The sequence below is a fragment of the Chitinophaga filiformis genome, assembly GCF_021646545.1.
Classification (GTDB): domain Bacteria; phylum Bacteroidota; class Bacteroidia; order Chitinophagales; family Chitinophagaceae; genus Chitinophaga; species Chitinophaga filiformis_A.
Map to the genome: position 1 here is coordinate 1 of NZ_JAKIRP010000018.1, position 13,191 is coordinate 13,191.

11 protein-coding genes are annotated in these 13,191 nt (G+C 45.5%); 8 read left to right on the forward strand and 3 right to left on the reverse strand.

The genetic code is table 11. The features are described from left to right. Positions 1-217: 217 nt before the first annotated feature. The 3 genes from L3C95_RS29975 to L3C95_RS29985 all read left to right on the forward strand — a co-directional run bounded on the left by L3C95_RS29975 (position 218) and on the right by L3C95_RS29985 (position 3,971). The gene (locus L3C95_RS29975) at positions 218-1,603 is read left to right on the forward strand and encodes an NAD(P)-dependent oxidoreductase (protein WP_236393957.1); all 1,386 of its coding nucleotides are present in this window, start codon (positions 218-220) and stop codon (positions 1,601-1,603) included. 339 nt (positions 1,604-1,942) lie between these two features. Beyond that, complete coding sequence (gene preA / locus L3C95_RS29980) at positions 1,943-3,211, forward strand: NAD-dependent dihydropyrimidine dehydrogenase subunit PreA (RefSeq protein WP_236393958.1); 1,269 nt, start codon at positions 1,943-1,945, stop codon at positions 3,209-3,211. A 364-nt stretch (positions 3,212-3,575) separates the two neighbouring features. Beyond that, entirely contained in the window at positions 3,576-3,971 is a 396-nt protein-coding gene (locus L3C95_RS29985; RefSeq protein ID WP_236393959.1) for a hypothetical protein, read from the forward strand. Positions 3,972-4,054: 83 nt separating this feature from the next. Here the strand turns inward: L3C95_RS29985 and L3C95_RS29990 are convergent, their stop codons facing one another. Continuing rightward, positions 4,055-6,565, reverse strand: a complete 2,511-nt coding sequence (locus tag L3C95_RS29990) for a phosphocholine-specific phospholipase C (RefSeq protein WP_236393960.1) — start codon at positions 6,563-6,565, stop codon at positions 4,055-4,057. A 289-nt stretch (positions 6,566-6,854) separates the two neighbouring features. Here L3C95_RS29990 and L3C95_RS29995 point away from each other — a divergent pair, with 289 nt between their 5' ends. The 4 genes from L3C95_RS29995 to L3C95_RS30010 all read left to right on the forward strand — a co-directional run bounded on the left by L3C95_RS29995 (position 6,855) and on the right by L3C95_RS30010 (position 10,571). Continuing rightward, positions 6,855-7,928, forward strand: a complete 1,074-nt coding sequence (locus L3C95_RS29995) for a PQQ-dependent sugar dehydrogenase (RefSeq protein ID WP_236393961.1) — start codon at positions 6,855-6,857, stop codon at positions 7,926-7,928. Positions 7,929-8,120: 192 nt separating this feature from the next. After that, positions 8,121-8,720 (forward strand): hypothetical protein, encoded by a 600-nt coding sequence (locus L3C95_RS30000; RefSeq protein WP_236393962.1) that lies wholly within the window; start codon positions 8,121-8,123, stop codon positions 8,718-8,720. A 286-nt stretch (positions 8,721-9,006) separates the two neighbouring features. Further along, on the forward strand, positions 9,007-9,882 hold the full coding sequence (gene budA, locus L3C95_RS30005; RefSeq protein WP_236393963.1) for an acetolactate decarboxylase: 876 nt from the start codon (positions 9,007-9,009) through the stop codon (positions 9,880-9,882). 164 nt (positions 9,883-10,046) lie between these two features. Next, entirely contained in the window at positions 10,047-10,571 is a 525-nt protein-coding gene (locus L3C95_RS30010) for a DinB family protein (protein WP_236393964.1), read from the forward strand. A gap of 75 nt (positions 10,572-10,646) precedes the next feature. On the opposite strand, the gene L3C95_RS30015 is transcribed toward L3C95_RS30010, so the two are convergent. After that, complete coding sequence (locus L3C95_RS30015) at positions 10,647-11,213, reverse strand: DNA-3-methyladenine glycosylase I (protein ID WP_236393965.1); 567 nt, start codon at positions 11,211-11,213, stop codon at positions 10,647-10,649. A gap of 290 nt (positions 11,214-11,503) precedes the next feature. Between L3C95_RS30015 and L3C95_RS30020 the strand changes: the two genes are divergently transcribed. Beyond that, positions 11,504-12,109, forward strand: coding sequence for a hypothetical protein (locus L3C95_RS30020; RefSeq protein WP_236393966.1), 606 nt, complete (start codon positions 11,504-11,506; stop codon positions 12,107-12,109). A gap of 196 nt (positions 12,110-12,305) precedes the next feature. Here L3C95_RS30020 and L3C95_RS30025 read toward each other — a convergent pair whose 3' ends face one another. Further along, positions 12,306-12,893 carry a hypothetical protein gene (locus L3C95_RS30025; protein ID WP_236393967.1) on the reverse strand — a complete coding sequence of 196 codons (588 nt, stop codon included), beginning with the start codon at positions 12,891-12,893 and terminating at the stop codon, positions 12,306-12,308. Positions 12,894-13,191: the final 298 nt, after the last annotated feature.

Genomic DNA, 13,191 nt, shown 5'->3' on the forward strand with positions numbered 1-13,191 from the left:
ACCTATCCTTAAAGGAGTTAAGTATCCTTCCAAACACTTTATTTTGATGTGCCGCCGTATACGGACCCGTACGTACGGTGGCTGGAGGGGACGGCATGGGAAATAATCTCATGCCTCCTACTCACTTGTAGCGCGGGGTTTTCAACCCCGGGGGTATGTTTGTAACACGGGGTGCAACCCCAGGGGGGAAACCCAGAAAAACGATAAAATCAATATTATGGCAGTACGTAATAACCGTTTATCTGCTGAAGAATACCAGCAGCACTTCAGTGACATTCATCCGCCTTTTGAGACGCGCGATGCAGCACTGGTAGAAGCAAACCGCTGCCTCTTCTGTTACGATGCGCCCTGTACAAAAAGCTGCCCTACCAGCATCAATGTCCCTAAATTCATTAAGCAGATCACGACAGACAATCTCAAAGGATCCGCTTACACTATTTTCTCTTCCAACATTATGGGCGGTGGTTGCGCGAAGGTTTGTCCGGTAGAGAAACTTTGCGAAGGCGCCTGCGTATACAATCTCATGGAGGAAGAACCGATCCATATTGCCCGCCTGCAACGCTATGCTACAGAACGCGCGATACAGGAGAAGTGGCCATTGTTCGACAGAAAGCCATCCATCGGTAAAAAGGTAGCCGTGATAGGCGCAGGGCCCGCTGGTCTCAGTTGTGCACATGCCTTGTCAAGAGAAGGTGTAGATGTAACTATTTTCGAGAAAGAAAGCAAAGGCGGTGGCCTCATGACCTACGGTATCGCAGCTTATAAGGTTACCCCGCAATTCTGCCAGGAGGAGGTAGATTATATCACGGCCATCGGCGGTATCGATATTCAATACAACAACGAGTTAGGTAAAGACATCACCCTCGATGAATTACAGCAGCAATATGATGCTGTCTATCTCGCTTTCGGTGTTGGCCTTGCCCGTCAGTTATATATTCCTGGCGAACAATTAGATGGGGTAGTAGATGCTATCAGCTTTATATACAATATCCGCAACAGCGGTTTTCCCGCCGTTCCCGTAGGGGATCAGGTGGCAGTGATCGGTATGGGCATGACAGCCATTGATGCCGCTACCCAGGCGAAGAGGCTGGGTGCAAAGGAAGTAACACTTGTGTATCGGAGAACCCAGCAGGAAATGCCCTGCACAAAAGCAGAGATGAACATCGCGCTGCTGGATGGTTGTAAAATCATCTGGCTGGCAGCGCCTACCGAGATATTGGGCGAAGATGGAAAAGTTACACAACTCGTCTGTAACTTAGTAAAACTCGAAGAGGTAGCTGGTGGCCGCCGCCAACCGGTGATCACTGATGAGCAGATCATTTTACCGGTAGATATGGTCATCAAGGCCGCCGGACAAATGCCCTTTGAACAATTGGTACACAGCCACCAACTGAACAATGATCACGGAAAGATCTCTACTGCCAGCAATGGTGTTACCAGTATTGCAGGTGTCTTCGCAGGCGGGGATTGTGTAAACGGCGGCAAAGAAGTGGTAGATGCAGTGCAGGCGGGAAAAGACGGTGCTGAAGCAATACTGGAATACCTGCAGCATGTAGGCCATACAGCGATAAGAACTGAAGAGACGACGATACCAGATGTATAAGATCGACTACTATAAATGCATCTATAGAATTGGCTTAAGCAATTGCTATCAGGTAATAAGATCGGCTACTACAAAACGCATCCATTAGAACCAGTTTAAGCAATTGCTATCAGACAATAAGATGAACTACTATAAAAAAATGCTTCTTTAGATCGGCTTAAGTAATTGCTATCAGATAATAAGATGAACTACTACAAAAAAATGCTTCTTTAGATCGGCTTAAGTAATTGTTATTAGATGAGCAGACTCGATATTTAGAATCGCATCCACAGAAACAAGCCGTACATAACAATTGACAATAACATTTCATGCTGGTTACAGCCTTTAAATATTTTAATTATGGCAGACATCTCAGCAAATTTCCTCGGCATTAAATCGCCTAATCCATTCTGGTTGGCGAGTGCTCCTCCTACAGATAAAAAATTGAACGTACTCCGCGCCTTTGAGGCCGGCTGGGGTGGAGTAGTATGGAAGACCCTGGGCAGCCAGATAAAGAACGTTTCCTCCCGTTATTCCTCCGTGGATTACCACGGCAGCCGGGTAATGGGCTTCAACAATATTGAACTGATCAGCGATCGTCCGCTCGACATCAACCTGAAGGAAATAGCTGAATGTGTACGGCTCTTCCCCGACCGTGCCATGATCGTTTCCCTGATGGCCGACAACAATCGCCAGAGCTGGCATGAACTGATCAAAAAGGTAGAAGATACCGGCGCTCATGGACTTGAGCTGAACTTCGGTTGTCCGCATGGTATGACAGAGCGTGGCATGGGCGCTGCCGTCGGCCAGGACCCTGACATTGCTGCCCGTGTGGTGGAATGGGTGATGGAGGCAGCTACTACGCCTGTTATCACGAAGCTGACGCCCAACGTCCATTCCGTAGTCCCTACCGGTCGTGCAGCAGTGCATGCCGGTACCAACGCCTTATCGCTTATTAATACCATCCAGTCTGTCACGGGAGTGGACCTCGATACTTTCGTGCCTAATCCAAATGTCGGCGGACAATCAACCTTTGGCGGCTATTGCGGCCCTGCCGTAAAACCTATCGCACTAAAGATGCTCACCACCATCAGCCAGGACCCTGTCACCGCTAAAGTGCCTATATCCGGCATCGGGGGCATCAGCACCTGGAAGGACGCCGCCGAGTTTATGCTCCTCGGCGCCACTACCGTACAGGTATGTACTGCCGCTATGCGTTATGGCTTCCGCATCATCGAAGATCTCTGCGATGGGCTGAATAACTGGATGGATGAAAAAGGCTTCAAAACCATTGACGACTTTATCGGCCGCTCAGTACCAACACTGACCAACTGGGAAGAGCTGGACATCAATTATCATATCATCGCAAAGATCAACCAGGATAAATGCATTCATTGCGGACTGTGTTACATCAGTTGCGAAGACGGCTCACATCAGGCCATTAACCTGTCATACGGCAACCCTTACAACACATATACCGTCAAAGACGAGGAATGTGTAGGCTGTAACTTATGCAAACTGGTATGCCCCGTAGATAATTGCATTACCATGGAAGAACATCGCAGAGGAGACGAATACCTCAACTGGAAAGAATTCCAGCGCAGAGGCCTTCCATTGAATGATCATTGAGGAATCTTAATCAAACTCGCTATTCTTCGCTCTTCTTCAACAAATCCTCAATCGGCTCCGTAGGTGCCGTGTGTTCGTCGCGCGGGGTCTTCACCCCCGGGTGGTTCAACAAACCGGGCAACAAACCACATGACAACAAACCACCAATCAGCTCCTAACCCTCACCCCCCCAATTCCCTATTTAAGGGATTTTATAATATTGATTTTATTATTATATTTGGCTCCTGCTCATCACCCCCATATAAAGTAAACAGTGAGACCCGGAACGATGAACTAGAAATCTTTTTTGATCCAACTAATCTTTTTATTAACAGAGATCTGTTGCCCATGTAAACGGTACTTTGAAATAATACAAAACAAAAAAATGAAAATCTGGAAAAGCGAACCAAGTAAACAAGAGGCAGAGGCCCTGATCACTGAATATTTCCAACTCCTGCAGAATGGTAAATTAGAGGAAGCAAGTGAATTGATCGGTAGTCAATATGATGATTGGTTAGATTCTATTTTTTTAGTCTGGCAAGATCATTACCTGATTCATGAAATACCAAAGGATTCATCTTTTGAAGGAAAGGAATGGCTGAATGATTTGACCTGGTTAAAAGATCTGACTATTAAGCCGGAAATGGAATGGATCAACGACTCCTATGTCTGGGCTGATTTTATTTACCGTGGAGAACCATCTGGTTATGTCGGTGAATTTAATATTCAAAAAATTGACGAGGGTTATACCGTAAGGCGCCAGATGTTTAAAATGGCATAGTTATACCCGTAAATAATTATTCCCCGTGTATTGCACCGCACGGTACAACGCACGGGGAATTTAATATCTCCAACAAACATCATTTATACAACACCTCCCATCAGCGGGTCCGTCTGACTCACCTTTCCTGTCTCCACATGCCCGGCAAATCCCTCAAACATGTCCGTTCCCGGTACACTAACGGTATAATCATACCACTGATGACTCCTCGCTAAATTCAGTACCACATTCACCGTTTCCTGCGGCGCTACTGTGCGCTTCACCATACCATTTTTATAGCTGTTATCCTTTATCTCAACAGTGTGTGCTTTCGTGTCATGATTCGTAATGCTGACAATGATGTTCCCCGTCAGCTCTGACGCGTTCTTTTTACTCTTCTCATAAAGCGTTGCTATCTTCAGCTGCGGATTAGACTTACTTCCCGCAAATTCGCGATAGAAGCCATTCGGCGCATACACTCTCAGGTGATAGCGGCCATTGTCAAAATCATTCAGGCCCCATTCATCTACCAGTGTATCTCCTGGCGCTGCGGCATATTGCCATGTACGTAGGGGTTCCTGCTGGTAAGGCTGCATGGCATACACCATGAAAGGAGCACCAGAGGCACGTTCACCAAAAGCAGTATTGGCCGCATTGAAGCTGATGCTGTAATTGTTCTTCTCCTTATTGAACTGGCCGTTCACCAGCAGCTCATAAGGTACAGCGCAAGCCTGCCGTGTACCCTTTTCCTGTTTAGGGAAGTAAGGAGAACGTTGATGGTCTTTATTGATCTGCTCAATCTCCGACTCCGACAGTGCCTTGAAGTTATCCGGTGTCTGCTTGAACTTTGTACTATAGATCTTTTCTATGAATGCCTGTTTCTGCAGGAACTGCGGAGGATCGATCTTCTCGCCGTTATACGGCCTGAATGCTGCTGTGAGGTCGCCGCAGACGGTTCGCCGCCACTGCGTGATATTTTCCTCCTTCACCTGCTTGTTAAATTTCTTCGCGATGAAATTCTCCAGGAATTGTAAGGAAGACGTATGATCAAACAATTCAGAACAAACATATCCGCCTCTTGTCCACGGAGAAGCGATGATCATAGGAACCCTGTAACCCAGCCCGATAGAACTCTCCCTGATCCTGTTGGCCATAGCGGAAGGATTGGTCTGCTGATCTTTCGTTGCAAAGTCCATTTTAGGGTCTATACCGGGAGATACCTTGCCAGTATGTGCTTTATATGGGTTAGGCACTGCATATGGTACCACATGATCAAAGAACCCGTCATTCTCATCATACGTCAGAACGAAGATGGTTTTCTTCCACACTTCCGGATTCTGCAACAGGATCTCCATCACTTCATTTACATACCAGGGACCAAACCACGGTTCTCCCGGATGGTCTGAAAAGTTGGCGGGCGACATCAGCCAGGATACCGTAGGAAGCGTACCGTTCTTTACGTCTTCCCTGAACTGGTGAAGGATGTCTCCCTTGGGAACATTCAGCTCTCTGCTGGTACCATCATCCTCATATTTTATTGAAGTGAGTTCATGATAATGCGGATCATTACTGTTTACCGTAAATGCCCTGGCATTAAGGTGCTTTTGTGCCTCAGGAAGGCTGTTATGGGCCTCCGTGGTATATTGCCGTTTATCTTCTTCTATCCTGGCCAACACCTTCTTTGCAGCTGCCAGTTTGAGACTGATCGCATCTGATGCCGGTTCTTTTTCCAGCCGCGCTATCTCTTTGAGAATATTCGCTTTCTTCAGATCAAGATTGGCAATACTGCCAGGGTGTAACCGTATATTGAATTGCTTGTAATATTCCAGTATGTTACAGCCGAAGTTACTGAGCCAGTCATTCTCTTCACCATTCAGACCAAAGCCCATGGTCACCTCGTTCTGGTACACTTTCCAGGAAATGCCGTTCTCTTCCAGGCGCTCAGGATACGTCTTCCATGCAAGCTCCGGAGTGGCATAGTTGGTGATATTCCACAGATGCGCAATCCCCTCAGGTTCATTTTTTTCGCGTACGGTACCGGTCATCCAGTAATAACGGTTAGGATGCGTACCGGTAATGCTGGAACAGAAGTTCTGGTCGCAGATCGTGAAAGCATCTGCCAGCGAGTAATAGAACGGAAAATCCGCACGGTCACAATATCCCATTGTCAGCGGCACATGCGCATATTCTTTCCTTGACGTCTTCTTTACGTCCAGCCAACGGTCGTATTTGCCGTCATTGCGTGCATCTGTCTGATCGGTCCAGCCATGTGGTGTTGATCCCATCCAGGGTACCTTGGTGTCCATTGCGTTCAGCCGGAAAGGAGCATAAGTCTGGCCCTCCTTGTTGGATTGCAGCCATACCTTGTTGGTGTTGGCTAGCCGGATCGCCCGGGGATCGTTAAATCCTCTTACGCCCTGCAATGTACCGAACAGGTGATCGAAAGAGCGGTTTTCCTGCATCAGGAATACAATATGCTCAGCATCGTAAAAAGTACTGCCCGGCTCCGGGTTAATAGCTAATGCTCGCTGTATCGCCGGCGGCATCGCACTGGCAATGGCGGCGCTACCTGACAATAACGCTGCCTTTTTTAGAAAATCTCTGCGGGTATCCATATTTTTTTACTTGATAATATTAACTATTGAATTAAATAGCTGGTTCGCAGCTGGACCTGATAAGCATGTTTCGTTTTTAACTCCCGGGTTCTCAGTTATATGACATTACATCATTTACGGTTTACGACTATCCCGGTTCCCTTCACTCCCGTTTCCGGACGGGTGATTGGCGAAGATAAAAATAGCAACACGAAAGGTCAACCCCCGTATTTTAAATGTTTTTGAAGTTTTCATGTCTCCCGGGGTAAAAGGCAGGGTATTTGCTGCCTTTTATTAAACCCGCTTTCGTATGAAACCTTTCCACGTATTATCCATGCTGATACTGCTGATAGCAGCCAGTATCAGTGTTTCCTGCAAAAAGAACGGAACGGAGCCTGATGAACAGTGGCCTGCAGATTCAATCCGTACCCTGAAAGACGACCTTAATTTTCCCTGGGAAATCCTATGGGGGAAAGACGACCATATCTGGATGACGGAAAGGGGAGGAAAGATCAGTAAGATCGATCCTAAAACCGGCAGCACCGTTTTCTCTGCCACACTGCCGGACGTTGAATCCCGGGGTGAAGGAGGCTTGCTGGGAATGGTGCAGCACCCAGAATTTCTGTCAAACGGTTATCTGTACGTGGTGTACAATTACGAATCAGGTAGCAGCTACCGGGAAAAAGTAGTGCGCCTGCAGTTCAGCAATAACACACTAAACAATCCCTTAACACTCATTGATAATATCGGCGCATCGTCCATTCATAATGGTTCCCGTTTACTCATTACGCCCGACAATAAACTGCTTATCACCACGGGAGATGCCAGCAACAGTGCGCTTGCTCAGAACACATCCTCTCTCAATGGTAAGATCCTGCGCCTGAACCTGGACGGTACTGTTCCTGCTGATAATCCCGTCTCAGGCAATCCTTACTGGACATACGGACATCGTAATCCACAGGGAATGGTGCTGGTGAACAATATACTGTACGCTTCTGAACATGGGCCTAATGTACAGGACGAGATTAACATTATTGAAAAAGGATGGAACTATGGCTGGCCCGATGTGACCACCAACATTAAAGGCCCTATCTGGTCTAGCGGCAATGGAACAGTAGCAGTATGCGGTCTTGACTACTATAACCATGACCGTATTCCGCAATGGAAGAATTCCCTGCTGATGCTCACCTTAAAAGATGCCACATTATACCAGTTCCCACTCACAAACGGGGGACAGGCAGTCGGATCTCCAAAGCTGTATTTTGACGGAAGATGGGGGCGTTTAAGAGATATCTGTATCTCGCCGGAAGGCCGCGTGTATGTCTGCACGAGCAATGGCGGAAACAATGATGTGCTGGTGGAGATCTCTCAGCCGGGTTCCTGATCTGCTTAAATCCATCGTTATATGAACGCGGGCATTTTTACGATAATACCCGCGCTTTCTTTTTTATAAGGCTAATAAGGGAAATATAACGGTATGGGTTTATCACTTTACAGCTGCGATTTTCTCTATCGGGTCAGTATGGCTTAATATAGTGGTAACTTTTTATCACTATATTAGCTCAAACGATAGATCGTGAACTCAGATCAAAAAAACATCCATCAGCTGATAGCCTATAAATTGCAGGAATTAAATACCCTAAAGGAAGAATGGAAAGGCGCTACACGTTATTCCGGAGATATGGACTATGAATACCTTGCGTTGCTTTACCCCATAATAGCTGAGACAGAACGTGAAATAAGCAAATTCATGAAGCTGGCCACAAATGAATATGCCGGAGAGTTACATTTCCCTGCATATATCCGGCAGCTTTTAAGTAATGAATGCTATCGCCTGGAAATACATATTGACATGGGAAGACACGCCTATGTCGATTTCAAAGGCCCTTTGATGGTATTTGAAAGAATGAAGCAAAAGTATGCTGTAAGCGTAAAGTTGCTGCAGCTTGAAACGCTGGAAGCATACATCCATGAATACTATCTTAAGCAGTTACAGAAAATGGGGTGGAAGCGGAACGGGAAAAATGTCTGCCGGTTAAAACATGTTGTCAGGAATGATGATGATTTGAACGACTTTCATCGCCTAATCGCCTGCACCTTTATGGAGCCACTTGCTTACTTAATGCAGCAGGCAAAAGAACAGCATTTGATAGTCATTCCTTCACCGGTGTCGTAAACTTAAAAAAATTACCTTTGCGTCTCATCATCGTTTGTTTCGACACTAACAAGGGAAATGCAATTTCCGAGCAGTGTATCCCTGATACCGAGGACGCAAGGTCTATTTGGCTCCCCATCTTTGGGGATTTTAATATCACATTCGCCGTCAGACATTTGCATACAAATATTCATGTTAAATGTCTACACTGAGTAGAAGATCTGATGGGGATCTTTCCGCTTAATGGTCGTCCCGGTTCATGCGGGACGACTTTTTATTGAATTACCATTATCCAATCATAAATGATATGACACAAGCATTCAATTACAGCAGGACCGGATCATTACTGATGCTGATGTTACTGGGAACTCTCTCTTCCCTGCAGGCGCAGAAACAAACCAGCGATGTTAGCAGCAATACTACCACCGTTAAGAAATATCCCGGGCATAAAAGAGCAACTGTCCATAACGTACAGTATAACACGCTTTTTCAGTACGGCGTCGCAGATGCTTTTATCGGAGGAGTATTCGATGGGAATTATACCTGGAGCCAGTTAAAACAACAGGGCGACTTCGGCCTGGGGGCGCCGGATAAGCTGGACGGGGAACTGACCATCTGCGATGGGAAAGGCTACCAGACACAATCCACCGGTAAAACCATACAGGTAACTGACAGTTTTAAGACCTCCCTGGCTTTCGTTACCTTTTTTAAAGCAGATACCACCTTCGTTGTGAGTGGTACGCAGGACCAGGCGGCTGCTTTTAATCAGATAGATACTTATCTTGAGAAAAAGAACGGCATGTATGCGATCAGGATCTCAGGTAGCTTTAATCAGCTGAAAACAAGGGCTTTTCCTCCTCCGCCACAACCTTACGCGCCATTGGCCACCTTGCTGAATACCCAGCAATTCTTCGATATTAAGAAGACCAAAGGCGTATTAATAGGGTATAAGCTGCCAACCTATATTAACGGCCTTAGCATAGAAGGATATCACTTTCATTTCCTGTCAGACGATCGTACACAGGGTGGACATATGCTTAGTTTCTCAGGAAACGACCTGAAGGTGGAAGTGGCAGAACTGAAAGACTTTCACATGACGGTGCCGGACGACAGCTCCTTCATGAACTACGAGTTCAAAAAGAAACAAAATATTGATCTGGAGAAAGTTGAAAAGGGGCATTAAGCCCCTTTTTTATTCGCAGGTGCTTACCTATCGAAATATTTAGTTTGGTCAATAAATGCCGTATATTTGCCCGCATATTACATTGTAAACAGGCAGCAGATAGGAAGATCCGTTGCCATACCACCATCCGGCTTCAATTTGTACACAACTCAAAACGACGTATCATGAGTACGCAAACAGAAAACATTGCAATAACACAGACTAAACAGATCATTTCGCAACTATTGACCACCTGGACTTCGAATACTAACCGGGTAACGGCCTTCTTTAACAAATATGAAGACGATTTTTACCTGCAGGAAGTAGCGCCCGGGCGCAGCAGGGCCATATACCTGCTGGGGCACCTGGTAGGGTCAAGCGATGGCTTGTTGTCGTTATTCGGTATCAGTGAAAAACAGTATCCTCAGCTGGAAAAGCTATTCCTTACAAACCCTGACAAGGCGTTTAATGAATATCCATCCATGGCAGAGTTGAGAGAATACTGGACTAAAGTGAATGGCACCCTGGCAGAACATTTCAGCAAAATGGAGCCTGCAGACTGGTTGTCAAGGCACACCAAAGTGTCAGAGGAAGATTTTGCCAAAGAACCTCACCGCAATAAGTTGAATGTGCTGATCAGCCGTGCCACACACATCAGCTATCATATGGGTCAGCTTGTCTTCCTGGAGAAGAAAGTACCTGCTGTATAAGGTATAATTCCGGGCTTATTGCTATACCAGGCGCCCGCTAAGGCAATAAGCCCGGAAATACTGTGAACGATGTTATCAATGTTTACGTTTGTTCGTATCTTTCATCCACAATGGTTTCGCCTGTTGTACTTTTTTATAGATGGCACAACTGGATGTATGGGCGCCGGGAAGATAACCTGTACTCAGCAGAAATTCATTCACGATCTCTCCACCGGTGAACTTAAAAGTCTTCTTAAATAATTTCACCCATTCCTCTTTTGTTTTTGGATGCTGTGATTCCAGCCACTTTTCAAATGAGCCATATTCCTTTTGCAGCTGGAGGATGGTTTTGGCATTTTCTATGGCTGCGTTTATTTTTAAGCGGTTCCTGATAATGCCGGGATCAGCCATCAGCCTTTCCCTGTCCTCTTCCGTATAAGCAGCTACTTTCTTAATATTGAAATTGTGATATGCTTTTCTGAAACCGGCTTCCTTCTTCAGAATGGTTTCCCAGCTCAGGCCCGCCTGGTTGATTTCAAGTATCAGGCGGCAGAACAATTCATTGTCGTCATGTATGGGAAAGCCATAGTATTGGTCGTGGTAGGTCTTGTGTATAGCCTTTTTGTCTTCAGACATGAACTCGATCGCGCTGCAATATGACATATATGGTCCTTCTAAAGTTTATATAGTTATTAAATAATGTGCTGTATGCAACAGGAGACATCTTTTATCTTGCGGACGGGAATTTTATGGCAAGATAGTCAAATTAGGCTGTAGTGGCCGTAATTTACCAGGCAGGCGGGGCCTCGCTTCATGCAAGCTGTATTTTTTCGAAACTGGTACGCGCTTTAATTGCCAGCCGGCATGAAATTCATCCGGATTTCCATAATTAAATGTTCAAACGTATATTTGCCTGAATTATATTACGTACTGTTCATTTAATACCCTTACCCATGAAAAGAATTTTTTTGTTAGCCGCCATCGGTTTGGCGTGCGTCAAATCGGCAGAAGCTCAGCATTTCACACACGGCCTCGGCGTTGGTATTTTCGTAGAAGATGCGAGTATCACGGATACTAAGGCCAGTTTTACATTTAGCTATTCTCCGCGCTTTAGTTTTGCGGAAACAGACAAAACATCACTGTCCATAGGTATCCCGTTGAATGTTGGTTTTTCCGGTTCCTACAATGGCGTCTACACCAGTGATGGCTATTATGAGGATAACACCCTCGGCTACATGATCAACGTTCCCGTGATGTTCAATTTTAACATAGGCGCCGGCTCCGCGAAAGGTTGCAAGGACAGAATGGGATTCTTTATCGGTGCTGGTTATGCTTACCATGTTGGATCTGTATTTGAGCAGGTTCGCGATGATGAATATGGCTATGTGTATACCGATTCAAATACCAAAAGCTCCACTGGTCTGGCTGCTAACATCGGTCTGCGCATCGGTGTAGGTTACAAGAAGAAGCATAACATCGAAATAAGAACTTCCTACATGAAAGGTCTTACTTCCTATAAGCCTAATGTTTTCGGCGCTAACTGCCTGTTTAACTTCTAGTATGACCACCTGATTTATAGAAGCCGTCTCACAAGAAAGGTGAGACGGCTTTTTATATAGAAATCCCACCAGGATTATTTAGCCAACGAACATCCTTCCGTTAAGGTGAATGTAGTATTAACGTTTCATCCCGTCCTGAAATAAATAAAAAAAGGCCCAGTTACCTGAGCCCTTTTTCGCATGAATATTTCAGCAATTATTTGATCTTTTTAGCGATCAGCTTACCAATGTCCTTACCGGCTTTTGCATAAGCTTCACCGATACGGCTGGCGTTGTCAAACATACCTCTACCGGCCCGTACTTCATCCATAGTGATCTTGCATAATGCTTTCTTCATGTCGGAAGAATCATAGATGGCGATTTCCAGGTTCAGTTCAGCCGCAGCGGAAGAAATACCTACATAGTAACCAGTCTCAATGAACTTGGTGTTGACAACCATGGTGTATTTTTCCTTGGTATCTTCGTTTAAAGCCCACTCTGTGTACTTGGACAACAGTTTGATGAATTTTGGCTTGTAGCTTTTTGTTTTGTCTGCATGCCAGTTCTCTTCCCAGGTAGCACCTGTTCCCGGCTCTTTCTCATCTTTTTCGGCTTTTTTCCTCTTGATGTAATTGGCTTCTTTACCGTCTTTACCTACAGTCAGATCGTCGTAAACAAAAACTACGTTTACGCCTGTGGCGCCTTTCAGAAAAGCGAGGTCTCCTTTAACAATTTCCTGGGCTTGAACTTTACAGGTTACAGCTACAGCTCCTGCGAGCACAAAAAGTGCGAATAATTTTTTCATAGTGTAAGGGGATATAAAATTTACGGCACAAATATATGATATATATTATATAATAAACTGTGTTTCAGAAGAAATAATTAAAAATACTCATGAAATTTTCAAAGGAGATGCGCGTAGAATGGTGGTAGGAGTGCTAACGTGATTGTACAATGCCTTGCCGGGTATCAGCCAGGCATTGTTGCTCTCAATAGGATCTTGTGCCGCTCACAATAATGTTTGTTGCTTTTCTGCCGGATCTTTAGATCTGCATTTTGTATGTCTCCCGGTTTCGCATATACCGGATTACACAAAAATGATC

Coding starts and splice junctions, on each gene's coding strand:
- L3C95_RS29975 (WP_236393957.1), top strand. CDS start 218: ATGGCAGTACGTAATAACCGTTTATCTGCTGAAGAATACCAGCAGCAC.
- L3C95_RS29985 (WP_236393959.1), top strand. CDS start 3,576: ATGAAAATCTGGAAAAGCGAACCAAGTAAACAAGAGGCAGAGGCCCTG.
- L3C95_RS29995 (WP_236393961.1), top strand. CDS start 6,855: ATGAAACCTTTCCACGTATTATCCATGCTGATACTGCTGATAGCAGCC.
- L3C95_RS30010 (WP_236393964.1), top strand. CDS start 10,047: ATGAGTACGCAAACAGAAAACATTGCAATAACACAGACTAAACAGATC.
- preA (WP_236393958.1), top strand. CDS start 1,943: ATGGCAGACATCTCAGCAAATTTCCTCGGCATTAAATCGCCTAATCCA.
- budA (WP_236393963.1), top strand. CDS start 9,007: ATGACACAAGCATTCAATTACAGCAGGACCGGATCATTACTGATGCTG.
- L3C95_RS29990 (WP_236393960.1), bottom strand. CDS start 6,565: ATGGATACCCGCAGAGATTTTCTAAAAAAGGCAGCGTTATTGTCAGGT.
- L3C95_RS30025 (WP_236393967.1), bottom strand. CDS start 12,893: ATGAAAAAATTATTCGCACTTTTTGTGCTCGCAGGAGCTGTAGCTGTA.
- L3C95_RS30020 (WP_236393966.1), top strand. CDS start 11,504: ATGAAAAGAATTTTTTTGTTAGCCGCCATCGGTTTGGCGTGCGTCAAA.
- L3C95_RS30015 (WP_236393965.1), bottom strand. CDS start 11,213: ATGTCATATTGCAGCGCGATCGAGTTCATGTCTGAAGACAAAAAGGCT.